The sequence below is a fragment of the Nocardia sp. NBC_00511 genome (assembly GCF_045161165.1).
Classification (GTDB): Bacteria; Actinomycetota; Actinomycetes; order Mycobacteriales; family Mycobacteriaceae; genus Nocardia.
This window is the reverse complement of record NZ_CP107849.1, coordinates 2,389,290-2,413,616: the sequence shown is the minus strand read 5'-3', so window position 1 is coordinate 2,413,616 and position 24,327 is coordinate 2,389,290. Positions and strand designations below refer to the sequence as shown.

General features: G+C 66.7%; 24 protein-coding genes. 18 read left to right on the top strand and 6 right to left on the bottom strand.

What is annotated here, in order from left to right:
* Positions 1-176 precede the first annotated feature (176 nt).
* Together OG300_RS11480 and OG300_RS11475 are read left to right on the top strand one after the other, a co-directional pair.
* Positions 177-1,631, top strand: coding sequence for a DUF1254 domain-containing protein (locus OG300_RS11480; protein ID WP_405494966.1), 1,455 nt, complete (start codon positions 177-179; stop codon positions 1,629-1,631).
* A 48-nt stretch (positions 1,632-1,679) separates the two neighbouring features.
* Positions 1,680-2,333, top strand: coding sequence for a DUF1214 domain-containing protein (locus OG300_RS11475; RefSeq protein WP_405494964.1), 654 nt, complete (start codon positions 1,680-1,682; stop codon positions 2,331-2,333).
* On the opposite strand, the gene OG300_RS11470 is transcribed toward OG300_RS11475, so the two are convergent.
* Positions 2,290-2,586, bottom strand: coding sequence for a hypothetical protein (locus tag OG300_RS11470; RefSeq protein ID WP_405494962.1), 297 nt, complete (start codon positions 2,584-2,586; stop codon positions 2,290-2,292). The two genes, OG300_RS11475 and OG300_RS11470, sit on opposite strands and share 44 nt — an antisense overlap.
* 224 nt (positions 2,587-2,810) lie before the next feature.
* Between OG300_RS11470 and OG300_RS11465 the strand changes: the two genes are divergently transcribed.
* The 4 genes from OG300_RS11465 (at position 2,811) to OG300_RS11450 (ending at position 6,875) form a co-directional block, all read left to right on the top strand.
* Positions 2,811-3,716, top strand: coding sequence for a LysR family transcriptional regulator (locus OG300_RS11465; protein WP_405494960.1), 906 nt, complete (start codon positions 2,811-2,813; stop codon positions 3,714-3,716).
* 42 nt (positions 3,717-3,758) lie between these two features.
* A complete protein-coding gene (locus tag OG300_RS11460; protein WP_405494958.1) occupies positions 3,759-4,985 on the top strand; it encodes a cation:proton antiporter in 1,227 nt (408 codons plus the stop codon).
* A 35-nt stretch (positions 4,986-5,020) separates the two neighbouring features.
* Positions 5,021-5,962: a MerR family transcriptional regulator gene (locus OG300_RS11455; RefSeq protein ID WP_405494956.1), complete on the top strand. Its 942-nt coding sequence runs from the start codon at positions 5,021-5,023 to the stop codon at positions 5,960-5,962.
* 106 nt (positions 5,963-6,068) lie between these two features.
* Entirely contained in the window at positions 6,069-6,875 is an 807-nt protein-coding gene (locus tag OG300_RS11450) for an alpha/beta fold hydrolase (RefSeq protein WP_405494954.1), read from the top strand.
* Here the strand turns inward: OG300_RS11450 and OG300_RS11445 are convergent.
* Positions 6,829-7,599: a helix-turn-helix domain-containing protein gene (locus OG300_RS11445; RefSeq protein WP_405494952.1), complete on the bottom strand. Its 771-nt coding sequence runs from the start codon at positions 7,597-7,599 to the stop codon at positions 6,829-6,831. The two genes, OG300_RS11450 and OG300_RS11445, sit on opposite strands and share 47 nt — an antisense overlap.
* Before the next feature lie 435 nt (positions 7,600-8,034).
* Here OG300_RS11445 and OG300_RS11440 point away from each other — a divergent pair, with 435 nt between their 5' ends.
* The 3 genes from OG300_RS11440 (at position 8,035) to OG300_RS11430 (ending at position 11,025) form a co-directional block, all read left to right on the top strand.
* A complete protein-coding gene (locus OG300_RS11440) occupies positions 8,035-9,117 on the top strand; it encodes a phosphotransferase family protein (protein ID WP_405494951.1) in 1,083 nt (360 codons plus the stop codon).
* 21 nt (positions 9,118-9,138) lie between these two features.
* Complete coding sequence (locus OG300_RS11435) at positions 9,139-9,933, top strand: class I SAM-dependent methyltransferase (RefSeq protein ID WP_405494949.1); 795 nt, start codon at positions 9,139-9,141, stop codon at positions 9,931-9,933.
* 63 nt (positions 9,934-9,996) lie between these two features.
* Positions 9,997-11,025, top strand: coding sequence for an NAD-dependent epimerase/dehydratase family protein (locus tag OG300_RS11430; protein WP_405498527.1), 1,029 nt, complete (start codon positions 9,997-9,999; stop codon positions 11,023-11,025).
* 9 nt (positions 11,026-11,034) lie between these two features.
* Here the strand turns inward: OG300_RS11430 and OG300_RS11425 are convergent, their stop codons facing one another.
* The gene (locus tag OG300_RS11425; protein WP_405494947.1) at positions 11,035-12,237 is read right to left on the bottom strand and encodes a helix-turn-helix domain-containing protein; all 1,203 of its coding nucleotides are present in this window, start codon (positions 12,235-12,237) and stop codon (positions 11,035-11,037) included.
* An 87-nt stretch (positions 12,238-12,324) separates the two neighbouring features.
* Between OG300_RS11425 and OG300_RS11420 the strand changes: the two genes are divergently transcribed.
* The 3 genes from OG300_RS11420 to OG300_RS11410 all read left to right on the top strand — a co-directional run bounded on the left by OG300_RS11420 (position 12,325) and on the right by OG300_RS11410 (position 13,547).
* Complete coding sequence (locus OG300_RS11420) at positions 12,325-12,663, top strand: hypothetical protein (protein WP_405494945.1); 339 nt, start codon at positions 12,325-12,327, stop codon at positions 12,661-12,663.
* A gap of 29 nt (positions 12,664-12,692) precedes the next feature.
* Positions 12,693-13,229 carry a flavoprotein gene (locus OG300_RS11415; protein WP_405498526.1) on the top strand — a complete coding sequence of 179 codons (537 nt, stop codon included), beginning with the start codon at positions 12,693-12,695 and terminating at the stop codon, positions 13,227-13,229.
* A 117-nt stretch (positions 13,230-13,346) separates the two neighbouring features.
* Positions 13,347-13,547, top strand: a complete 201-nt coding sequence (locus OG300_RS11410) for a hypothetical protein (RefSeq protein ID WP_405494943.1) — start codon at positions 13,347-13,349, stop codon at positions 13,545-13,547.
* A gap of 3 nt (positions 13,548-13,550) precedes the next feature.
* On the opposite strand, the gene OG300_RS11405 is transcribed toward OG300_RS11410, so the two are convergent.
* On the bottom strand, positions 13,551-14,774 hold the full coding sequence (locus OG300_RS11405; RefSeq protein WP_405494941.1) for a serine hydrolase domain-containing protein: 1,224 nt from the start codon (positions 14,772-14,774) through the stop codon (positions 13,551-13,553).
* A gap of 87 nt (positions 14,775-14,861) precedes the next feature.
* On the opposite strand from OG300_RS11405, the gene OG300_RS11400 reads away from it, so the two are divergent.
* Positions 14,862-16,889 carry an ArnT family glycosyltransferase gene (locus OG300_RS11400; protein WP_405494939.1) on the top strand — a complete coding sequence of 676 codons (2,028 nt, stop codon included), beginning with the start codon at positions 14,862-14,864 and terminating at the stop codon, positions 16,887-16,889.
* On the opposite strand, the gene OG300_RS11395 is transcribed toward OG300_RS11400, so the two are convergent.
* Positions 16,883-18,385 (bottom strand): FAD-dependent monooxygenase, encoded by a 1,503-nt coding sequence (locus tag OG300_RS11395; protein WP_405494937.1) that lies wholly within the window; start codon positions 18,383-18,385, stop codon positions 16,883-16,885. The two genes, OG300_RS11400 and OG300_RS11395, sit on opposite strands and share 7 nt — an antisense overlap.
* 147 nt (positions 18,386-18,532) lie before the next feature.
* Here OG300_RS11395 and OG300_RS11390 point away from each other — a divergent pair, with 147 nt between their 5' ends.
* The 4 genes from OG300_RS11390 (at position 18,533) to OG300_RS11375 (ending at position 23,028) form a co-directional block, all read left to right on the top strand.
* The gene (locus OG300_RS11390) at positions 18,533-19,192 is read left to right on the top strand and encodes a TetR/AcrR family transcriptional regulator (protein ID WP_405494935.1); all 660 of its coding nucleotides are present in this window, start codon (positions 18,533-18,535) and stop codon (positions 19,190-19,192) included.
* 113 nt (positions 19,193-19,305) lie between these two features.
* Positions 19,306-20,979 (top strand): cation:proton antiporter, encoded by a 1,674-nt coding sequence (locus tag OG300_RS11385; RefSeq protein ID WP_405494933.1) that lies wholly within the window; start codon positions 19,306-19,308, stop codon positions 20,977-20,979.
* Between the two features lie 43 nt (positions 20,980-21,022).
* A complete protein-coding gene (dinB, locus tag OG300_RS11380; protein ID WP_405494931.1) occupies positions 21,023-22,249 on the top strand; it encodes a DNA polymerase IV in 1,227 nt (408 codons plus the stop codon).
* Between the two features lie 248 nt (positions 22,250-22,497).
* Entirely contained in the window at positions 22,498-23,028 is a 531-nt protein-coding gene (locus OG300_RS11375) for a hypothetical protein (RefSeq protein WP_405494929.1), read from the top strand.
* An 11-nt stretch (positions 23,029-23,039) separates the two neighbouring features.
* Here the strand turns inward: OG300_RS11375 and OG300_RS11370 are convergent, their stop codons facing one another.
* The gene (locus tag OG300_RS11370; protein WP_405494927.1) at positions 23,040-23,471 is read right to left on the bottom strand and encodes a MerR family transcriptional regulator; all 432 of its coding nucleotides are present in this window, start codon (positions 23,469-23,471) and stop codon (positions 23,040-23,042) included.
* 54 nt (positions 23,472-23,525) lie between these two features.
* On the opposite strand from OG300_RS11370, the gene OG300_RS11365 reads away from it, so the two are divergent.
* Complete coding sequence (locus OG300_RS11365) at positions 23,526-24,323, top strand: HugZ family protein (RefSeq protein ID WP_405494925.1); 798 nt, start codon at positions 23,526-23,528, stop codon at positions 24,321-24,323.
* The last annotated feature ends 4 nt before the right edge of the window (positions 24,324-24,327 follow it).

Here is a 24,327-nt window from a genome sequence, read left to right as displayed (position 1 = left end):
CGCCGCTCCGCTGCCGTACCCGCCATCTTGCACGCGCGTCCGCGAGCCCGCCAGGACCCGACGTATGCGGTGACGGATAGCCCGGGTGCGACTTCACACGTAGCAGGTGAAGCGCGAGCCCGATCGCGACGGAAAGGTCGGAATGGTCATTCGAATCCGTTCGAAACGAGGCCACCATGAACTTCCCGATCATCAATTTCGGCTCGGCGGCGATCAATTTCGCCGATGTCGTACGGCCGGGTGTCGGTCGGCGGTCGATACTGCTGGGAGCCGGGATGCTGGCGGTCGGCGTGTTCGGGGTGGCGGCCTGCGGTCGCAACTCGGGGTCGCCGCAGACCGTGCCCACGCCGGGCACTCCCGGACCCGACGAGGCCATCGCCACCGACGCCTACGTGTTCGGCTACCCGCTCGTCATCATGGATGTCACCCGCGAGCACAGCGCGCCGGAGAATCGATTCGATCACGCGCGCTCACTGCCCGACGCGGCCAACCGCTCACTGGTGCGGCCCAACGAGGACACCCTCTACTCGAAGGCCTGGCTGGATCTGCGCACCGAACCGGTGGTGTTGCAGGTGCCCGCGATGGACGCGGGCCGGTACTGGCTGATGCAGACCATGGACATGTGGACCAATGTGGCCCAGAACCCGAGCAGTGTTCGGCCGCAGGTGAAATCGGGAGCCACCGGGCCGTTCACCTACGCGTTCACCCCGCCCGGCTGGAACGGGACGCTGCCCGACGGGATCACACAGTTGCCGATGCCGACGCCGCAGGGCTGGATCCTCGGGCGCATCGCGGTGAACGGGGCGGCGGATCTGCCTGCGGTGCATGCCATTCAGGATCAACTGCTGATCGCGCCGTTGAGTGAATGGTCGCGCCGGCCGGGTGCGGGCAATCCGGCCGCGGCCGCGCCGGGACCCGCCGATCCGGTCGCCATCGTCGCGAAGATGGACGGGCGCACCTTCTTCAACCGGCTGTGCGCGGTGATGGCGATCGACGCGCCCGCGTCGGAAGACGCTGCGGCACTGGAACGTTTCGCGCATCTCGGGATCAGACCTGGCGGCAGCGTCGACGATGTTGCGGCCGACGTGCTCGACGCCGCGGTCACCGCTGGGCTCGGGCGGGTCGAGGACTACCGCGACCCGGGCAGCCATGACTTCAACGGGTGGACCTACAGCGCGGACACGGGCCGCTACGGCACCAATTACGACCAGCGGGCCTACGTCGCGCGTGGCGGCCTGGGTGCGAACGTGCCGGAAGACGCGATCTACCCGAATTTCTACGGCACCGCCGATGCCAGCGGCGTACCCCGCACGTTCCGCATCCATTTCGAGCCTGGGCAGTTGCCACCCGTGGATGCCTTCTGGTCGCTGACCGCCTACGCGGCCGACAGTTTCCTCATCCCGAATCCGGCGGGGATCTACGCGGTCGGCCATCAGGTGCCGGTCACGCCGAACGCGGACGGCAGCGTCGATATCGCCGCGCAATACGAACGTCCCGGCCCGGAGATCCCGTCCGCCAATTGGCTGCCCATCCCCGAGACCGGCGCATTCACTCTCACGCTGCGCCTCTACGCCCCGAAATCCCCGGCGGTCGACCGCACCTGGACCCCACCCCCGGTGACGACCCCCTGACCTAGGAGAACCGCTGTGCCGATCTCACTGCAAGGCAAACCATTTCGCGTGAGAGCAGCCACGGTTCGCCTGGCAGCCCTGACGACCGTGGCGCTACTCGCCGTCGCCGCCTGCGACGCCGATACCAAGCCGACCGAAACCAAGGACACCACCATGCCGAGCACGACTCCCGCACCCGACTACCCGCTCAACCAGCCGGTCATGGTCACACCCGACAATTTCGTGGTGGTCCGCCAGGCCCTGCTGACTCTGGCGTCCACCTTGCCGAGCACCGCGGGGGCGTTCGGTCCCCGCGACAAGGTCGACCCGATCAACCATCTCATCGGCAGTGCGTCCGCGTGGGGCGGCAACCCGCCCGAGGATGCCGAGTACCTGACCGTCACACCCGGTCGCAACGACGGCAACACGATCTATCGCCTCCGAGTGAAAGACGTTCCGGTGGAGGGCTTCTGGTCGATCAGCGTCTACAACGCCGCCGGGCAGTTCCAGCCGAATTCCGCCAACGCCTACACCGTCGACAACGTCACCGCGAAAGCAGAACCGGACCGGACCGTCGACATCCAGTTCGGCGGCTGCAACCCCACCGTACTCAATTGCCTGCCCATCGAACCCGGGTGGAACTACATGGTCCGCCTCTACCGTCCGCAGGCCCCGATCCTCAACGGACAGTGGACCTTCCCCGAGGCGACGCCGGTGTCGTAGGGACTCGACGGCGATACCCGACGCTCACCGCATGGGTGATTCGGGTGAGCATCGGGACCAGCACGTACACCACGCACGGTACGACGATGGCGGTGAGAACGAAGGTGCGCACCAGCAGCGGCAGCTGTGCCGTCGCCGGGCCGATCAGGGCCAGCGCGATGGTGATGGTCGGGTAGACCGCGATCCAGGTGATGAGGGCCCGGCGGTGCATCGACGGAACGGCAACTGTGCCGCCGGTATTCAGGTTGCTCACTGTGCCTCCTCGGAGGAATTCGCGTGGGTACGGCGAAATGCTGCGGGTCGGCACCCGTCCCGGCAGGTCCGCGAATGTCCGGACGTGGCGGAGAAGCCGGGACGGGTTGCCGCCATTGGGCCCGTAACGATCATCGGCTGCCCCGCCTGCGCGGGTCAATTCTCGGAATGTCTTGGCACGCCCCAAGATCCGGCTTGGGGCGTTCGGAAACTACGGTGGCAGGGGTGCGAATAACGTTCGACGACCTGCGCGTCTTCGTCGCGGTGTGCGACACGGGGAATCTCAGTGCCGTCGCCCGAGAGCTGTCCTGCACCCAGCCTGCCGTCAGTCAGCATGTGAAACGGCTGGAGCGGGCGACGGGAGTTCGGCTGCTGGAACGGCATTCGGACGGGGTGACGGCGACAGCGGAGGGACTGGTGCTCTACGCGGCCGCCACCGAGGGGATCGCCGGTCTGGACCTGGCACTGCATCGGCTGCGCGAATTCGCCCGGGGCGAAGCCGGTTCGGTGCGGGTGCACACGGGGGCGACGACGATCAGGCACTTCATGGCCGAAGCCATCGTGGAGTTCCGTCGGCGATTTCCGCGCGCGCGACTCGAATTCCGCACGACGGTGTCCAGTCGGCAGAGTTTCGATGCGCTCGCCGAGGGGGCCGTCGACCTGGCGTGGGTGACCATCGGTGCGCCGGTACCGGGTATCGAGTTGCGGCCGATCGTGGAGCTGCCGTGGGTGCTGGCGGTTCGTGATGACGATCCGCTGGCCGGTCGGCTCGCCGTCACCGCCGCGGATCTCGCCGAGCTCGAGCACATCCGGCTGCCCGAGCACGCCGCCTCGCGTCGCCATCTCGACGCCGCGCTGGCTCGGCTCGGGGTCGAAGCGGCCTCGGAAACCGGTGTGACGGACTGGAATACCGCGGTGCTGCTCGCCGGACTCGGGGCCGGGCACGCGATTGTTCCGGCGCTGCCCTATGACTCGGGTGCGGCGGCGGACAGCCGGGTGCGGTATCTGGCCTTGCCGTTCGTGCCGCCATTGGCGGTGGGCTGGGCGGTGCGGCGCTGGGATGCGCTCACTCCGCTGGCCCGGGCCTTCGCCGATGCGGTGGAGCGACGACACCGGGGCACGCCCGAATGAATCGGGCAAATCGGTAGCGATCGGATATGGGAGCATGACGTCGTGACCCTGTCTCTGATCACGATCAGTCTCGTTGTGCTGTGCTGGGCGCTGGTGGCGGCGAAATTCGGGCAATGGCTGGTGTCCGCGCCGATTCTGATGGTGGCGGCCGGGGTGGCCGTCGGGTTCGTCATGCGGGATTCGGTGGGGGCGGCGCTCAATACGCAGACGGCGTTGACGGCGGCGGAGTTGATCCTCGCGGTGCTGTTGTTCGTGGACGCCACCGAAGTGAAGGACGGGCTGTTCGGGAAGTCGCCACGGACGGCGTTCCGGGTGTTGTTCCTGGCCTTGCCCGCGAGTATCGCGCTGGCGATGCTGATGGGCGCATGGCTGCTGCCGGGGCTGTCGTGGGCGGTGCTGCTGGTGATCGCGTGCGTGGTGGTGCCGATCGATTTCGCGCCCGCGTCGTGGATCGTGCGCGACAAGCGGATTCCCGCCCGCGTGCGCGACACGCTCAATGTCGAAGGTGGATACAACGACGGGATCGCGTCGCCGATCTTCGTGTTCGCGCTGGTGATGGCCGGGGATCTCAGTCACGAGAAGACGCCGTGGGAGGCGCTGGGGACGGCGGGGCCCGCCACGGTCAAGGCGTTGATCGTCGGGATCGGGATCGGGGCGGTGCTGGCCTGGGCGGCCAATCAGGCCGAGGGCCGCAACCTCATGAGCGAACAGTCCAAACGCATTGCGCTGATGGCTGTTCCGGTGCTGACGTTCGCGGTCGCGACCGGCATCAGCGGCAATGGATTCGTGGCGGCGTTCGTGGCCGGCATCGTCACCAGCTATCTGCGCAAGTCGCCCACCTACGAGCGGCAGCTCGAACTGCTCGACGACATCAGCTTCGTGCTCGGCATCGTGATGTGGTTCGTGTTCGGGCTGGTGTCGGTGCTGGTGGTGTTCACCGAATTGGGTTGGCGGATGCTGTTGTTCGCGCTCGCGGCGCTGACGGTGGTCCGGGTGGTGCCGGTGGTGCTGTCGCTGATCGGGTCGGATCTGACTCGGCCGCAGCGGCAGATGGTGGGCTGGCTCGGGCCGCGCGGCACCACCTCGATCGTGTTCGGGCTGCTGGCGTTCAACCGGCTGCACGACACCGATGCCGATGCCGCGCTGACCGCCACCTTCTATGTGGTGCTGGGCAGCATCGTGGTGCACGGGATCGCGTGGCCGATCGCCGCGCACGCGCTGCCGCACCGGCGGCCCGCCTCCAAGTCCCGGGTCGGCACTCGGGCTTGACCTTGCCCCCGGGGGCAGGATTTACATTCGGTGGCATGAAGATCGGCGAACTCGCTCGGCTCACGGACATCAGCCCGAAGGCGATCCGGCGATACGAAACCCTCGGGCTGGTGGCTCCGGCGCGCACCGGCAACGGCTACCGCGAATTCGACGACGATGCGGTCCGGCTCGTGCGCGAGATCCGGACGCTCAACCTGCTCGGTATTCCGGTCGAGGAGACGCGGCCGTTCCTGGAGTGCCTGATGGCGGGCAGCAGTTTCGGCGACGACTGCCCTTCCTCGATGGCCGAGTATCGCAAGGCCATCGACGGGCTCGACGCCAAGATCGAGGCGCTCACCGCGCGGCGTGAACTGCTCTCGAAGCGGCTGCACCAGGCGGCCTATCGGCACAGCAGCGTCCCTCCGGCACCGGTCACGGACTTGACGATCCTGCCGTCGAATGTCCCCGAGCCCGCCGATGACGGTGCGGCGCAACACCTTCCGGGCCGCGCGATGCCCGGCCTGACGCTGGCCGCGACCGACGACCGGGAGGTCGACCTCTCGGCGCTGGATCCCGGACGCACGGTCATCTACCTCTACCCGTTGACCGGCCGCCCGGACACCGACCTCCCCACCGGATGGAACGACATTCCGGGTGCGCGCGGATGCACCGTGCAGGCCTGCGACTTCCGCGACCATCACGTCGAGTTGCGGGCCGCGGGTGCCGCCGGGGTGTTCGGCCTGTCGAGCCAGCCGACCCTCTACCAGCGCGAGGTCGCGGCCCGCCTCGCGCTGCCGTTCCCGATGCTGTCCGATCCCGAGTTGTCCTTGGCCGCGGCCTTGTCGCTGCCCACCTTCGAAATCGACGGCTCGCGCCTCTACAAGCGGCTCACGCTGATCGTTCGTGGCGGGATCGTCGAGCACGTCTTCTACCCGGTGTTCCCACCCGATCGGCACGCTGCCCAGGTCCTCGACTGGCTGGCCGATAACCCGGCGTAAATTCGTCCGGGGTGCACATATGCCCGCGAAACTGAAACAGGTTATCGTCGGGCGAGCGCCGAATCTGTCACTGGCGCAATGCACACCAGCCAGGAAGGCGCATGCCATGCCCTATGTGACCACCGAAGACCAGGCCCAGGTGGCCTATCGCGACACCGGCGGCGACGGCCCGGCCGTGCTGATGCTGCACGGGTTCTTCATGGATTCGGTGATGTGGGAGCCGCAGGAGAAGTCCCTCGCCCCCGACTATCGGCTGATCTCCATCGACAGTCGCGGGCATGGCGGCAGCAGCGACGGCGACGAACCGTTCGACTACTGGACCCTCGCGCGCGACGCCTTCGCCGTCGCCGACCACCTCGGGATCGAGAAGTTCGCGATCATCGGCCAGTTCCAGGGCGGATGGATCGGAATGCGGATGGCGTTGCAGCAGCCCTCGCGGGTGCTCGGGCTGGCGTTGATCGGATCGCGTTCGGATGCCTACGACCCCTACGAGTACCCGGCCTACAAGCGAATCATCATGAACCAGTGGATTCTCGGTGATGGTGATCTGCGGGCGCTGGCCGAACCGATCGCCTCGCAGATGGTAGGCGGCACCCGCGAACACCGCGCCTTCTGGCTGGATCGCTGGCTGGCCGACGACCGCCGCCGCCTCGAGCAGGCCGGGTGGGCGCTGATGAACCGCGAAACCATCGACGACGAACTGAAGGTCATCACCTCGCCGGTGCTGGTCATGCACGGGATCAGCGACCCCGTGTATCACCGCAGTCATCAGGAGGCGCTGGCCGCGCGGTTCGGCGGCCGGACCCAGGTCGAGACCATCGACGGGGTCAACGCCAACCACTCACCCAGCTACACCCACTCCGAGGTCACCGATCCGATCCTGCGGACCTGGCTCGACGGCCTGTCTGCCTGACCTTCTTGTCCCCGGCCGGGAAACCGATGACCAGCACACCGGTTTCCCCCGTGGGGTAGATCGCTTCGCGCACCGTCACCGTCGATTCGGTGGCCGGAGACCAGATGCGGCGCAGGCCCGCCGGACGCCCGGCCACCGCGACCACGCCGCTGTCCCACAGGCGCCGGAAATCAGGGACCGTGCTCACCGCGTCGATCACCTCCATCGTGCGACCGTGCCCGCCGTCGACGACCGCGATATGCCGCATCAGACCGACCAGCGTGCGCGCCTCCGCCCACCAGTCCGGCAACACCAGTTTGGCCTTCGGTGAGGTGAACATCCACTGCGGCAACGACTCCGCACCCACCAATCCCGGCAGCAATCGCGTGTAGGCGTCGTTCGCCAGGTCCACCCGCCAGTTCGCGATCCAGGCCGCGGGCGTCGGATCCAGTTGCGTGACCAGAAGATTCACGTCCTCCGCGATGGTCGGCGCGCCGAGTGTCCGCATCTTGCGTCCCGTCAGCGCCCACCAGTGCTCACGCTCGTCGTCGCTGACGCACAGCGTGTTCGCGAGGTTGTCGAGCGTGTGCCCGCGGAAGTCGACCTGAACGTCCTGCTCGAGCTTGCGGAGTGTGCTCAACCCGATCCGGGCCTTGTCGGCGAGCTGTGGCTGCGTCCAATCGTGGCGATCCCGTAGCTGTTTGGTGTACGCGCCCAATGTCGGCATCCGAATTTCCGCAAGCATGTAGCGACCTTCCTAGTACTCGTTCCAGTCAGTATCAGGAGTACAGGCGAAATCGCTACTCACCAAGAGGGTAGCCGGATTGGCCGTCCACGCTTGCGCGGCGGAGCAGGCCGATGTTTTGATGATCAACAAGCAGCTGACCTGCCCGGACGCAACCGAATCGGCATTGCGCCACGGCTCGGGTCACCGTGTGTCCGCGCCTGCGGCAGCGCTCCCCGCGCTGCACGCGACGCAACGTATTCGGATGGTGTCGGCCGTCCCATGATCCTCTCGCGGTGTGCAGCGGTGGGGACCGCACACCGCGAGAGCCCCTCCCGCTCGGCGTGTTCGGCGCGCGTTCCGCCGCCGTCGCGCCGTGTTGAGTGCCGACGAATCCCTGCGCGGCGCTGCCGGATCGGTGCATGGTGGGCAGGACCCCGGAACAAGGAACGCATCATGACAGCTTCACCGAGACCGCCCGGCGCCCGGCCCGACTCGATACCTTCCAGCCCTGCCGAGATCACGGCCGCGTGGCTGAGTTCGGTGATGGACGAGCAGTTCGCCTCGGTGCGGGTCGAGCCCGTCGGCACGGGACAGACGGCGTCGACCTATCGGGTGACCGCCGAGTCCTGCGGATCCACCCGCACTTTCATCGCGAAGCTGCCGTCCCAGCAGCAGGATGTGCGTGAGCGGGTTGCGCTCGGTTACCGCGCGGAGCACGCCTTCTACACCCGTGCCGCCGATACCGTCTCGGTGCCGCTGCCGTCGGTCTACTACTGCGATATCACCACTGATGCTTCGCAATTCGTACTGTTGATGTCGGATTCCGCGCCCGCTACGCAGGGTGATCAGATTCGCGGGTGTTCCGAGGCGGACGCGCTCCTCGCGGTCGAGGCGCTGGCCGGTCTACACGGACCGCGCTGGTGCGATCCGGCGTGGCTGAGTTTCGAAGGCGTCACCATGCCGAAGGCCGACGCCGACTTCGCCCGCGGCATGGGGGAACTCGGCAAGGTCGCCCTGGATGCGGTTCTCTCGGGTCTCGGCGACCGGATCGGCGCAGCAGATCGCGAGACCCTCACCGCCTCAGCCGCACTCTTCGAACCCTGGCTGATCACCGGCCCCGACCGCTTCTGTCTCCTGCACGGCGACTATCGCCTCGACAACCTCCTGTTCGATCCGGCCGAATCCACTGTGACGGTTGTCGATTGGCAGACCATCACCATCGGCCTCCCCGCCCGCGACCTCGCCTACTTCCTCGGCACCAGTCTCTCCCCCGATCTGCGCGCCACCACCGAACACTCCCTGGTCAGCGCCTACCACCACCGGCTCCTCGCCCACGGCGTCACCGACTACACCCGAGCCGACTGCTGGACCGACTACCGCCTGGGCATGCTCCAAATCCCCCTCCTGACCACCTTCGGCTACGCCTTCGCCGCGACCACCGACCGTGGCGACGACGCCATGCTCGCCATGATTCACCGTGGCTGCCAGGCCATCCGCAGCCTCCAAACCCTCGAACTCATCAAGACACTCGACTGACCCGCCACGGAATCGGACACCATGAGCAGTCCCCCGCCGCCAGGCTTGTTCGCAGGAACCGCCTGGCACTACGCGCGCTACCAGCCGGGCTATCCGCAGCAGTTCTTCGACGACATCCTGAACCGACTGCGGCCCGACAAATCCGGCCGACTACTCGATCTCGGTTGCGGCACCGGTCAACTCACCATTCCACTGGCTCCGCACTTCATCGAAGCCGTAGGCCTGGACCCCGAACCCGACATGCTTCTCGAGGCCGCTAATGGTGCCCACTCCGCCGGAATCACCAATGCGACGTGGATCCAAGCCAGTTCGACAGACCTCCCCGCCCAGCTCGGCAAGTTCCAGCTCGTCACCATGGGGCGGTCGTTCCATTGGATGGATCGCGAAAAGGTCCTGACCGCGCTGGGCCGCATGACGGACAAGAACAGCACAGTCGTCCTGGCCAACGACAGCTGCATGATCCGACCTGCCACGGCCTGGCAACAAGCCATCGAAGCCGTCCAGGCCCGCTATCTCCCAAGGGATTCGGCACCTCCATCTCTTCCGGACCACGCCGACACCCGGACCCACGAGCAGGTCCTGACCCACTCCCCATTCCCACGCGTCGAACGAATCGCCTACGAATTCGACCGGGTCTGGACCCGAGAACAGGCCATCGGCTACCTCTACTCGACCTCGCTGCCACTGCGACGACTACTCGGCAACCGTCGTGCCGACTTCGAAGCGGAAGTCGGCCAGGCACTGACCGCCGCAGAACCGAGCGGAATCCTTCTCGAGCCAGTGACTCTGGAAGTTCTGATCGCCGCGAAGCCATAGCGGCGCAGCCGAGTCGAACCGAAGGACTAGTGCGTCGCCGATAGTGTGGTGGTCGTGCCTCGGATGCTTGTGCTCGGCGGGACCGGCGTGATCGGCACTGCGGTCGCCCATCGACTGCTCACGGACGGGTGGACAGTCGACTTGGTCGGGCGAGACAGCACGCGGATGCCCGCCGAACTCACTGCCGCCGGTGCACGATTCATCCCGGCAGATCGCAATGATCGTGCCCAACTGGCCGCTGCCTACGGCGATGGCGCCGACCTACTGGTCGACTGCCTGTGCTTCACCGCCGAACACGCCCGGCAACTACTCCCGTTCGCGCGGGACGCCGATTCAACGGTGATGATCTCGAGCAAGGCCGTCTACGTCGACGACAACGGCCGTCACTCGAATTCCGCCGCCCCGCCCGAATTTCCGGCCCCGATCCGGGAGGACGACAGAACGTTGGCTCCCGGGAACGGTGACTACACCACTCGGGACGGATACGGCGCCAACAAGGTTGCCGCAGAGCGGATCCTGCTCGACAGCGGCGCACCTGTGACAGTGCTGCGGCCGTCCAAGGTGCACGGCGTCGGTGGTCAGCGTCCCCGCGAATGGCACTTCGTCAAACGAGTGCTCGACCGCCGAAAGACGGTCCTGCTAGCCGGCCAAGGCCTCGGCATCGACCACCCAACAGCCGCAGTCAACCTCGCCGCCCTCATCTCTACCGTCGCAGCGAACCCGGGTCGCCGAATCCTGAACAGCGCAGACCCGAACGCACCGACAGGCCGCGAGATCGCCGCGACCATCGCCCGCCACCTCGACCACCACTGGACCGAACTCCTGCTCGACAACGAGGCCGACCCTGAATTGGGCCGCCACCCCTGGGACGCCCGCCCACCGATCATCCTCGACATGACCGAAGCCACGAACCTCGGCTACCGCCCACTCGGCGACTACGCCACAACCGTTGCCCCACAACTCGACTGGCTGGCCGCATCCGCAGTGGCAGACGAAGACGGCACCTGGCGGCTGCCAAGAATCGACCAGGACTTCTTCGCGTCTTCCTTCGATTACGCCGCAGAAGACGAACACGTCGCTTCTCGCACCTGACGACCAGCGTCAGAGGTTTCCCAGCCCGAGCCAAGCCGCGAATCCGCGCACACTGTCCGAGCGGCGGGCGTCGTCGCGGGCCAGTACCCGGACGGTTTCGTGCACCATCGGGTGATACCGGACCATCGACGGTGCCAGGGCGCGAGCGGCGAACAGTGATTCCATAACGCCCTGACGGTTGCCGTGCAGCTGATACGCGCGAGCGAGATCGATCTGGTGATGACCGGATCGAGAGCGAGGCGTTCCGGTTGGGATGTGCAGGTTGGCTGATCGGCGGATCGCTTCGGCACCGTCCATCATCTCGACGGCCAGTGCGACGGACCAGATTCCGGCGTTGGTCGGACCGAACACGAGAATCTCGTCTCGGTCATGGCCGATACGTGCCGCGGTGGTCACGGCCTCCGCGAGGTGTGTGTCGGCCAGATCCCGGGCACCGGCGCGGGCGGCAGCGAGACCGGACTGTAGATGCAGACCGCCCCAAGCGATCAGGGTCGACTCGTCGCCGATGCCGAGACGGTCCTCGATCTGGGACCGGCAGCGTTCCAGGTAGGCCTGGGCCGTCCTCCAATCGCCGCCGTTGGTGAGCAGCGTCGCGCGATGGAACTGCGATGCTGCGATCCACAGGGGATCACCGGATTCGTTTGCGGCCCAGGTCATTCGATCGACCGCCAGTGCGGCGAGGTCCTGGAAGCCGAGCTTGTGCGCCAAAGATCGCGCGTTGTAGTACAGCTCGGCCAGCAATGCGGTCGCCTGCTCGCGGCCGTGGCCGGTGCTGTTGTGAACGAGGGCACGGACTTCCGTCAGCAATGGGGGCAGGACCACTGCGAGCTTGGACGCGGCCGCGTCACGGCGGAACTTCCGGGTGGCGAGCACCGCTTCGGTCAACTCCGGGACCGACCGCGCCTCGATACCTGGCGCATCCATGTCCCAAGCGGCCAGCTCGGTGCGCACCAACGCGATGGCCGCGTGCAGCTCTCGGTCTTCGGAAGTTGTCGGCTTGTACGGCTGCCCGAGCAGTTCGGCCGATGAAGTGTGCAGTGCGGTAGCGCAAGCGGCGACGAATGCACCGGTGGCCGCGCGCCGCCCACCCTCCACCTTGCTGATCAACGAGACGGAAAGATGCGACTCCAGAGCGAGCCGCGCCTGCGACCAGCCTTTCAACTTCCGAGCCTGCGCCACGCGCTCGCCGACACCGGCTGAATCATCGACCATCACGGCCTCAATTCCACTCTTCCCCTGATCCCGAGGATGGCACATGTTGTGCCAGTTCGCAGTCGCGTACCGCCGCACTCTGCAACCATGCGAATCCGACCGACAGCCCTGGGCTATTTGCGAACGGATGTGTCCCGGCAGGCGCAACTTTGGGACGAGACCCAGATTCGTACCCTCGCCGCGCGCCTGGGATACGACTTCGCCGGAATGGTCATCTTCGAACCGAGATCGAACCGTCCACCGCTGGCGGCGCTCAAAGCGCAGGCAACACGGCTGGATGCCGAGGCGGTGATCGTTCCTGCCGCAAGCCACTTCGACGGCGGGCAGGTCCCGGATGATCTCGTGGGACGAGTCGATGTCATCACAGTGAGTCCTGAACAGACGTACGCCCGGTGGGGGCAGCGACACGGCACGATAGAGCGATGAACGATCGAGGAGTGCCGGTCTTGTACGCCATGGTCACCGGTTCGCCTGCGGCGAAGTTCGTGGGACGACTGGTTGGCCTCGCACAGGGTGTCGGGTGGGACGTATGCGTTGTCGCCTCACCCGACGGGATGCGGTTCATCGATGTCGGAGCGTTGGAGGCGCAGACGGGGCATACCGTGCGCAGCGTGTTCAAGGAGCCGGGGACTCCTGATGTGTTGCCGCCTGCCGATGCCATGATCGTTGCTCCGTTGACGGGGAATTCGTTGGCGAAGTGGGCTTGTGGGATCGCCGATACGCTGCCGTTGGCAATGCTGGTCGAGGCTGTGGGGATGGGGTTGCCGGTGGCGGCCGCGCCGATGATGAATGCGGCGCTGATCAAGTTTCCCGCGCATCAGGACTCGATTCGGAAGCTATCCGATTGGGGTGTGAGCATGCTCGTTGATCGGCAGCCGGATCCGGGTATGGGGGCCGAAATCCACGAGCAGTTTCCGTGGGAGCGGGTCTGGCAGGCCGTACTGCGACACCCTCGGATGCCCGATGAGCTCGCGGCGCGAGGGCTGGTGTGAAAATGGCCGGGTCGGCCAGATGTGGGACAGTGCCCTTGCATCCGGTTTACCGATCATCGGGCTGGGCACGACCAGGACATGTTCCTGTTCGGTGGGTTCGGGGGTGGGATTGTCGCGGTGGCGGTGCTGCCGGCGATCGCGTTGAGCGGCTATCAGGATCCGAACTATCCGCAGGTGGGCACCGGGCTACCCGGGGACTCCTGCGTGATCCTGTGCAGCGCACCGCCATCGGCGAATGTGTTGCCGGAGCGAGGGTTACCGGCGGGCTGCATCATGTTCTGCGATGAATCTGGCGGGTGGTCCATCTCGCCGGGATGAGTTCTAGCGGGCTGTCGCCTCGGAGATCTGAGCGACCAACTGCGACGGGCGGTTCATGTCGGCCTGCGCCTTGCCGCTGGTGAGGATCGCGCCGGAGAGCGAGCGCGCCGGATCGGCCCAGCCGTACTGCGTGGTGAGACCGCTGCGGCCGAAATGGGATTCGGTGTGGCGGCCGAACTTGGAGCGGCGGGCACCGAGTTCGTACCCGGCGATCGAGACCAGTCCGGCGGCACCGGGAATCCAGGGCGCGGGGCGGACCGCGGTGTGGATCGTGTCGGGGCGCATGATGCGGACGCCGTCGAGTTCGCCACCGCGCGCGAGGATCTCGTAGAAGCGCGACAGCTCGAAGGCGGTGGTGATCAGGTTGCCGGACGGCAGCTCAGCGGTCATGAACGCCCGGGTATCCGCTTCGGTCGTGCGTCCGGACAGCCCGCCGCCGAGGGCTCGTCCCGCGAGGTGACGCCACACCTTCGACGGTCCGGGCCCGACCCGCACACTCGGGACGACGGCGTCCACGTCCTCGGGAGCGACTCCGAAGTTGGTCCAGCGGAAGCCGAGTGGGTCCAGAACCTGCTCGCGCAGATGGTCGCGCATGCGTTTGCCGGTGGCGCGCTGCACCAGCAGACGCTGGATCAGCCCGCCGGTGAGGGCGTGGTAGACGCGGAAAAGGCCGGGCCGCCAACTCGGTTCCAGATCGGACAGGCCGCGCACCGCGAGCTCCTCGTCGAGCACCAGCTCGGTGCCACGGTAGGGCGCGGAGATGAACGGCACGCCCGCCGAATGCGAGAGCACGTCGCCGATGCGGATGCGGTCCTTGCCGTGCGCGGCGAACTCCGGAACATACCGGGAGACGGGCTCTTCCAGCGCGAACGCACCCTGCTCGACCAGCATCATCATGACCGCGGCCGCGACGCCCTTGGCCGTGGAGAATCCGCAGAACGGCGATTCGGTTGTCACCAGCCGCTTCTCGACGCCCGGTTCATCCGAGGGCGCATTGCCCCAGCCGTAGCCGATGGCGCGGTTGAGCACGATCTTGCCGTCCCGGCGCAGGCACACCTGAATGGCGGGCGTGGTCCCGAGGAGATACCACTGCTGCACCGACTGCCAGATCGCATCCACTGCCGCCGCCGACACACCTGCCGCCGCCGGTTCGTCCTCGGGCCCGACGGTGGTCACCGCGTCCAGGTCGGGATCGATGCGCACCAGGGCTGTCGTCGCAGGGCTCATTCGACCAGCATAGGGAGAACTCCATTCACAGCCAGCTCCCAGGCAGGAGCCAGGCTACTCACCGCCTGGCCCGACACACTCCGCCGAGTGACCGTGACCACTGCCGATGCCGAGCTGGCCCCGTCCGAACCGGACATCCCGTCCGTCGACACCCCGGGAGGTCTGCCACCCGCCCGCCGCTGGGAGCGCGCCGCGCTGGCCCTGCTGCTGATCGCCACCGCCGTCGCCTACCTGTGGAACATCACCGTCAACGGGATGGGCAACAGCTTCTACGCCGCGGCCGCCTGGTCCGGATCGGTGAGCTGGAAGGCGACCCTGTTCGGGTCGCTGGATCCCAACAACTTCATCACCGTCGACAAGCCGCCCGTATCCCAGTGGGTGATGGGCGTTTCCGGGCAGCTGTTCGGCTTCAGCAGTGCGAGCATGCTTGCACCGCAGGCATTCATGGCCGTCGCCGCGGTCGCGCTGATGTACGGCGCGGTCACCCGGGTCACGTCGAGTCGCGGGGCGGGCCTGCTGGCCGGGCTGGTGTTCGCGCTGACTCCGGTGGTGGCCTTGATGTTCCGGTTCAACAACCCGGATGCCGCGATGGTGCTGCTGATGACCGCGGCCGCCTACTTCACGGTGCGCGCGTTGGAGCAGGCCAGTCTGAAGTGGATCATGTGGGCCGGTGTCGCACTGGGATTCGCGTTCCTGGCCAAGATGCTCGAGGGTCTGATGGTGCTGCCCGCGCTCGGGTTGGCGTATCTGATCGTCGCGCCGACTTCGCTGCGCAACCGGGTGCTGCATTCACTGGCCGCGCTGGTGGCGTTGATCGTGTCCTCGGGTTGGTATGTGCTGCTGACCATTCTGTGGCCGGAGTCGTCGCGGCCGTATCTGGCCGGATCCAAGGACAACACGTTCATGGATCTGGTGCTGGGCTACAACGGGTTCGCGCGGTATCTGGGCAAGAACCATATGGGCAAGAACCCTTTCGAACTGCCCGACGGTTACGCGATCCCGAAGGTGGTCGAGCAGAGTTTCGGCGCCGGATTCGGTGGTTTCGGCAACGGGCCGACGCGCATGTTCACCGGTGAGATCGGCTTCGAGATCTCGTGGCTGCTGCCCGCCGCCGGAGTCGCTTTCCTGCTGGTGCTGGTCTCGCGTTGGCGGCGCCCGCGCACCGATCTGGTACGCGGCGGGGCATTGGTGTTCGGGCTGTGGATGATCATCGACACGGTGCTGTTCACGACCATGAAGTCCGGCATGCACGCCTACTACACGCTGACCATCGCGCCCGCGATCGCCGCCTGCTTCGCGATCGGCCTGCACGAACTGTGGCGGCGACGGGCCGACGCGTTCGGCCGGGTCGGGGGCGCGCTGGTGATCCTCACCGCGGGCATCTGGGGTTACGTTGTGCTGCACCGCAACGCCGACTGGCTGCCCTGGCTGCGCTGGACCATCGTGATCGTCGCCGCGGTCGCCGCGCTGGGCCTGATGCTGCTGGCACTGCCGCCCGCCGCGCGCTGGGATCGGACCCGCAGCCGGGCGACCGCCTTGCTGCTGGCCATCGGCGTGCTCGCCGGCCTGGCCGGTTCGTCGGCCTACGCGGTGGCCACGCTGCCGCAGTCGCACACCGGCGGCGGCCCATCCGTCGGTCCCGCGCGCAAACCCAAGCCCGGACCCGCCGACGTGTTCCGCAAGCAGCTCGAGAAGCTCTTCGGCGGCGAAGTCGACCCGCAGATGGTCACCCTGCTGCAGTCCACCGACACCAAGTGGGCCGCAGCCATCGACCGCTCCTCCCCCGCGGCGGGCATGGAATTGGCCAGCCGCAAACCGGTTCTCGCGATCGGCGGCTTCACCTCCGACGACCCCGTACCGACCCTCCCCCAGTTCCAGGACATGGTCGCCAAGCGCGAAATCGGCTACTACCTGGTCCCCGAGGTCCATCTGCCCGACTCGTGGCGCACCGACACCAAACCCGGTGCACCGCAAACCCTCCCCGCCGACCCGAACCGCGGCCTCTTCCGCCCGGCCGGCAACAAGGAGATCCTCGACTGGGTCTCGGCCCACTACACGGTCACCCGCCACATCGGTGACCTGGCCGTCTACGACCTGACGGTCCCGGCTCACTGAGATTCCGGCTCCCTGCCGGGCTGACCGCACCAAGCGTCCAACGCAGCGGCCAGCCCGGCAGTGCCGTTTCCATCACCCGCCCAGGCCATGTGCCCGTCGGGGCGGATGAGTACCGCAGCCGGGGCCGGAATGTCACCGAGCCCCGGAATCGACCACTGTCCCGAGGCGCACCGCGCCTCGACCTGCTCGACCCGGCGCTCCCCTTCGTAGCCCCGGAGTCGATACCCGTTGAGTGACAGCAGAACCGGACGTCCGGCATGCATGAGTTCGAATACCTGGCTCGGCCTGCCCGCGACGGTCAGGTCCATATCGGGCACCCGATATCCGGCCAGTGGATGACCGCATCCGACGTCGTAGCGAATATCCAACGCGAACATCATGTGTCCGATCCGCTCGCGCACCTCGTCGATGTCGAACAACCCGGCCAGCGTGGTGCGCAGTGCATCGGTGTGCGGACCCGGCCGCATCAGCGCGGTCTGCGCCTTGGTGTTTCGCAGCACGCGCGCGGCGACCGGACGCCGCTCGGCCTCGTAGCTGTCGAGCAGCCCGCTCGCGGCGGTACCGCGCAGCACCTGGGCTAGCTTCCAGCCGAGATTGGCCGCGTCCTGGATTCCGGTGTTCAGGCCCTGGCCGCCTGCCGGATAGTGAACATGCGCGGCGTCTCCGGCGAGCAGTATCCGTCCAGATCGATAGGTGTCCGCCAGTCGAGCGGCATCACCGAACTGGGATACCCAGCGCGGCGAGTGCATTCCGAAGTCCGTTCCGGCCACCAGACGGAAGGATTCGCGCAGGTCCTCGACGTCGGGTCGATCGGCATGGTCCAGGACGCGATCGTGGCGCTGGACCATGACCCGGAACACGCCGGGCTGAAGTTCGAAGACCGAGTAGTCACCGGGTCCGCCGCGGGTGGTCAATACGAAACCCGCAGGTGGTCGAGTCAATTCGACGTCGGCGACCATCCCGAGCATGGTCGCCTCGGTTCCGGTGAACTCGATTCCGGCCAGCTTGCGCACCGTACTGCGGCCACCGTCGCAGCCGATGAGGTAGCCCGCTCGAACCCGACGAGGATCGCCGCCTCCGATCTCGACGGTGATACCGTCCGCGTCCTGTTCCGCCGCAACGACCGGTGAATCCCAGTGCACGGGAGCCCCGAGTTCGGCTGCGCAGCAGTCGAGTCGGCTTTCGAGGACCCCCTGGGTGATAGCCAATCCGCGCGGATAGCGGGTGGCGAAGTCGCTGAAATTCATTGGTAGACCGGCAAAATGCCCGAACAGCAGCTGCCGTCCGTGCGGCAAGACCCGGTCGAGCAGCCCGCGCTGGTCGAGCACTTCCATGGTGCGCGGCCCGATCCCACCGGCGCGGGACTGTCCCGAGCGTTCGGAAAGCGCGTCCAGCAGCACCACTTCCACTCCGGCGATCCGTAATTCGCAGGCGAGCCACAGCCCTGTAGGGCCGGCTCCGGCGATCACCACACCCGTCTGGTAAACATTGTTCACCAGACGGAATTTAGAGACACCCTCCGGAACTGTCAATCGCGGCGGGTCGAAGCGGCTGCCACGCAACGACTTGCGTAGAGGCTGTGGATCAGCGCCAGCATCACCGGTTCACGAGGGCCCACGGGTTCGCGGCTAGGCTCTTGCTCAATGGTCAAACGTGGATTGACCCGTGACCGACTGGTGGCCATCGCGCACCGATACGTTGCGGACAACGGATTGGAAGCGCTCACCATGCGGCGGCTGGCGATCGCGGCAGAGGTGACCCCCGGCGCGCTGTACAAGCATGTGCGCGACCGCAGGGATCTGCAGCGGGCCATGTCCGATGCCATCTACGCGACGATCGACTTCTCCGATCTCGAGCTGGATCGGCCCACCGTGGCGCAGGTGATCACCTGTTGCGAGCGGATGCGGGCGGCGATGCTCGGATTCCGCGATGGCGGGCGGATCGTCGCGGGCTCGTATTCACCGTTCGCGGCGACACTGAAGCTGTCGGCTACGTTGATGCGGTTGGTACAGGGCGTCGCATTGCCGGAGTTCGAGCCGGGCGACCTGGTGGCCGTATTGCGTTCTCATACGATCGGATTCGTCATCGACGAGCAGGCCTATCTCGAGCTCGAACGATCCGGTGAGTGGGAATCGTTGCTGGAGAGCCTGGATGACCACGGGACCCGGATCAACGCGGCGGGCGATATCCGGTCGACAGTGACCGGTGATCGCGACCGGCGATTCACGGCAGGGCTGCGGGCGATCCTTGCCGGGACGGTCCGCGCCGACGTCGAGTCGATGACCGGGCCGCCAACGACCTGATCCTCCTCGCTCACCGATCACCCCGGAACCCTCGAACCCTGGAGGCGATACCGTCCCGAAAACCGCTGCGTCGATCGCGGCATTCGGCCGCAGTGGATGCCAGTCTGTTTCCCGTGACCCAACTTCTGGTCGTGATGGTTAGTGCGCTGCTGGTGATCGCTGCTTCGACCGAGTTGGGGCCGCGGTTGGGGATTGCGTCGCCGCTGGTGTTGGTGGCGATCGGGGTGGGGGCGAGTTTCATGCCGATGTTCGGTTCGGTGCATATCGAGCCGGAATGGATTCTCGAAGGGGTGTTGCCACCGCTGTTGTATTCGTCGGCGGTGTCCATGCCTGCCATGAACTTTCGGCGGGAGTTCGGGGCGATCAGTAGTTTGTCGGTGTTGTTGGTGGTGGCCAGTGCGCTGGTGCTCGGTGTGTTCTTCATGGTGGTGTTGCCGGATCTCGGGTTCGCGTGGGGTGTGGCGCTGGGGGCGATCGTGAGTCCGACCGATGCGGTGGCGACTTCGATCATCAAGCAGACGTCGGTGTCGAAGCGTGTGGTGGCGATGCTCGATGGCGAGAGTTTGCTCAATGACGCGACCGCATTGGTGTTGCTGCGCACCGCGATTGTCGCTACGGCGGCATCGTTTTCGTTCTGGGGGTCGGTGGCCACGTTCGTGTATTCGGTGGTGGCGGCGGTGGCTGTCGGGTGGTTCGTGGGCTGGTTGAACCTGGCGGTGCGCAAGCGGGTCACCGATTCGACCGTGAATACCGTGATCTCGTTCGCGGTGCCGTTCGTGGCGTCGGTGCCTGCCGAGGCGCTGGGCGCGTCGGGCCTGGTGGCAGCGGTGGTCGCGGGGATCATGACCGGAATCCGTGCGCCGCGCGATCTTTCGCCCCGCAACCGGCTCTCGGACTCGCAGAACTGGCGCACCATCGAACTCGTGCTCGAGGGCACGGTGTTCCTGACCATGGGGGTGCAGATCCGCTCGATTGTCACGAGCGTCCAGCACGATCACGGCGCGGTCGGGATGTCGGTGCTCATCGCCCTGGGCGCATTGGCGCTGACCCTGCTGGTGCGCGCGGTGTATGTGGGTCCGCTGCTGAGCATTCTGGCCTGGCGCGCCCGCCACGGAGAGGCCATGCAACCGCGAATCCAGGACATGCACGACAAGATGAGCACGCCCGAGGGCAAGCAGGAGATGTTCGAGGAAGCGCAGGCGCGACGTCGGGGTGGGATGTCCGAACGCCAACTCGACCGGTTCGCGACTCGAATCACGCAGGGCCTGGCCAATATCGAGTACTTTCTGCGCGAACCGCTGGGATGGCGGGAGGGGGCGGCCGTGGTGTGGGCGGGCATGCGCGGCGCGGTGACCGTGGCCGCCGCGCAAACCCTGCCCGAGGACACGCCGCTGCGGTCGGTGCTGATACTCATCGCCTTCTCGGTCGCGATGCTTTCCCTGCTGATTCAAGGTGGCACCATCGGGCCGCTGCTGAAGCTCGTGCCGGACCGGGCCGATCAGGACGTCGTCGACGCGCAGATCACCGCCGAGCACACCCGGCTGATGGAACTGCTCAGGTCGACCGCCGAAGCGGTCCCCGAACCACCACATCCCGAGGGCGAGCCCACCCAGCAGACCTTTGCCTTCGCCAAGAAGCACCGACTTGCCGTGATCGATGCTCAGCGAGCGGCCCTGCTCGACGAACGCGACGCCGGCACGTTCGATGCGGAAGTACTCGCGAACGCCCTGATGAACCTGGACGCCGCACAGATATCGATCGAATTGCGCGGCAGGCTCGCGGGCTGAGGTCGGGAGTCCCAAGACAACAGACCGGCGGGTATGCGAACATATGTTCGTGTCCAGTGGTCCGAACAGTTCTCGCGCGCGGCCCGAACGCGCGGCCATTCTGCACGCTGACCTGGACTCCTTCTACGCCTCGGTGGAACAGCGCGACAATCCGCGACTTCGCGGGCGGGCAGTGCTCGTCGGAGGCGGCGTCATCCTCGCGGCCAGTTACGAGGCGAAGGCGTACGGGGTTCGCACCCCCATGAACGTGCGACAGGCAATGGCGTTGTGCCCGAACGCGATCCTGGTGCCGCCGCGAATGGCGGCATACGCGCAGGCGAGCAAGGCGGTGTTCGAGATCTTCCGGGACACCACACCCGAGGTGGAGGGGATCTCCATCGACGAGGCGTTTCTGGATGTCGCCGGACTGTGGCGCATCGCGGGGACCCCGGTCGACATCGCACGGGAACTGCGCGCGCGAGTGCGCGAACAGGTGGGGTTGCCGATCTCGGTGGGCGTGGCACGCACCAAGTTTCTGGCCAAGGTGGCCAGCGCGGTCTCCAAACCCGATGGGCTGCTGGAGGTTCCGCCGGACAAGGAGCTGGAATTCCTGCATCCGTTGCCGGTGGAGCGACTGTGGGGCGTGGGAGCGGTGACCGCGCGGGAACTGCACGAGCGCGGGATCACCAAGGTGGGCCAGCTAGCCGAACTCGGAGAAGGACCGCTCGCGGCGGTGCTCGGACCCGCGACCGGACGGCACCTGCACGCCCTGTCGTGGGCGCGCGATCCACGCCGGGTGGACACCGGGAAACGACGGCGCTCGATCGGCGCACAGCGGGCACTCGGCCGCCGCCACCGCACCGACGACGAGATCGAAGCCTTCCTGCACGGCCTGTCCGACCGCCTCGGCCATCGCCTGCGCCGTGCCGAGCGCGTGTGCCGAACCGTGGTGTTGCGCTTGCGGTTCGACGATTTCGGACGCGCCTCGCGTTCACACACGCTGGCCGAGGCCACCGACAGCAGCGCGGTGATCCTGCGCGCCGCCCGGACTCTGCTGACCGACGCACAGACCCTGATTCACGAGCGCGGCATCACGCTGGTCGGGCTGTCGCTGACCAATTTGGACAACGCCGACACCATGCAGTTGTCGCTGCCGTTCGAACCACGCGCGGACGCCACTCTCGACTCGACCCTGGACGCGCTGCGTGACCGCTTCGGCGCGGGAACCGTCACCCGGGCGGCCCTGCTGCGGCGGGGTGAGGGGCTGTCGGTTCCGATCCTCCCGGACTGAGCCCGGCGCTCCGATCCCTTTGCGGCCGTTGATTTTTGCGTTCCGTTGCGCGGTTCAGGTTTGCCGTGGCAACATGTGCGTGCCGACAGACACGACAACATTTCACAAAACGTCGACTACGCATCGACGCAACGTACCCAACCATTTATCGATTACTTCGGTTGCGGCGCACGCCTGTCCGAGAAACCAGGCCGCAGCGTTGCCTCACGCGTATTGAACCTGTCGGTTCTTCATCGAAAGGGTCCCCCATGTTCCGCAAAGCTCGGTCATTCGTATTCATTTTTTCCACGCTGATGCTGATACTCGGCGTTACCGCAGGTCAGGCCGACTCGCAAGTAAGACCAGCTCATGACACCTATCCGGGCTATATCGGAAGCACGCTCGCAACAAATTCGGTCATGAGCCAGAACCAATACCTCAGCACCGGAACGGGAACCGGCCTGGGCGGTCCCGACTTCGCCATCCTGCAAGGCGACGGCAACCTGTGCCTTTACCGGGGAGCTGATCCGTCCCAGAATCAAGGCGGGATTTGGTGCAGTAATACGAGTGGCCATTCCCAGGTTTTCGCCATTATGCAGGGCGATGGAAATTTCGTGATCTATAAGGGCACGGGACCGGGCAACAATCAGGGCTACCTCTGGGGCACCGGCGCACACTCCGGCGGCTCGCCCACTTTCGGCATCACCGGATGGAATGCCTCGACCGGCGCGGCGGCCCCCAACATCTACGTGGAGACCATCGGCAGCAACAACATGTACCACGTCGTCTGGTCGTCGTAGGAGCTAGCCGGTCACGCACCGGGAGCCCACAGCAGATCGGCGTCACCGGCCTCGAGACGGCCGCGGTAGACGCCGATCTTGCGGTCGATGAGAGCCAGATTGTCTTGCAGCTCAGCCATTTTCGCCAGCACCTCGAGGCGATGCTCCTCCATCAGCGCCAGGCGGTCGCGTTCATTGCCGTGACCGGCGGCGACGAGTTCCGCGTAGCGGCGAATCGTCTTGATGGGCATGCCGGTGGCCCGCAACCGGGTGCACATGCAAATCCAGTCCAGATCAACCTGCCGGTAGCGGCGGCGGCCCGCGTGATTGCGGTCGATGGTGGTGATCACCAATCCGGCACGCTCGTAATATCGCAGCGTGTGGACGCTGACGCCGCTGCGCTCGGCGGCCTCGGCGATGCTGATGCCGGTGACCGGAATGGGGCTGAAATCGAGTTCGACCACACTCGAAATCCTACCGGCGTGGCGCGCGGGAAACCCGCGCGTAGCCTGTCACCCATGGCCCTCGACCACGGCGACCCGGGCGACGCACCGTCGACGCCCCCACCGCTGACCCCGATCGCGATCACCACCCGGCCCAGTGCCGCCGACGAAGCGAGAACCATTGCGGCGGCGACCAATACGGCCACCCTGGCGACGCTGACCGCCGACGGTGGCCCGTGGGCCAGCTTCGTCACCTACGGAGCCCTCGACGGGCAGCCGGTGCTGTGCGTCTCCCGGCTCGCCGAACACGGGCGCAATCTGGCCGCCGATCCACGCGCCAGCGTCTCCATCGTCACCCCGGAGCTGCCGTCGGATCCGCTGGCCGGGGCGCGAATGACCTTGGCGGGCATCGCCGAACGGCCCACCGGCGCGGAGGCCGACGCCGCCCGCGACGCGCATCTGGCGGCCGTACCGGCGGCCAAGCACTACATCGACTTCAGCGATTTCACCGTGTGGGTGTTGCGCGTGGAGCGCATCCGCTGGGTCGGCGGATACGGCCGAATGGACTCCGCGACCGCCGAACAGTACGCGGCAGCCGCGGCCGATCCGGTCATTCCGTCGGCAGCCCGGGCGATCACGCACCTCAACGACGACCATGCCGACGCCCTGCTCGATATGGCGAAGGCACGCGGCGGATACCCGGACGCGACCGCGGCCGTCTGCGAGCGGGCCGACCGCTACGGCCTGGACTTGCGCGTCACCACACCGCGTGGGATCGCGGTAACCCGCATCGGCTATCTCGCGCCGATCGATTCGATCGGCGAACTGCGTTCGGCCACGGTCGAATTGACCCGGGTCTCGCGCGAGGGCTGAAGCG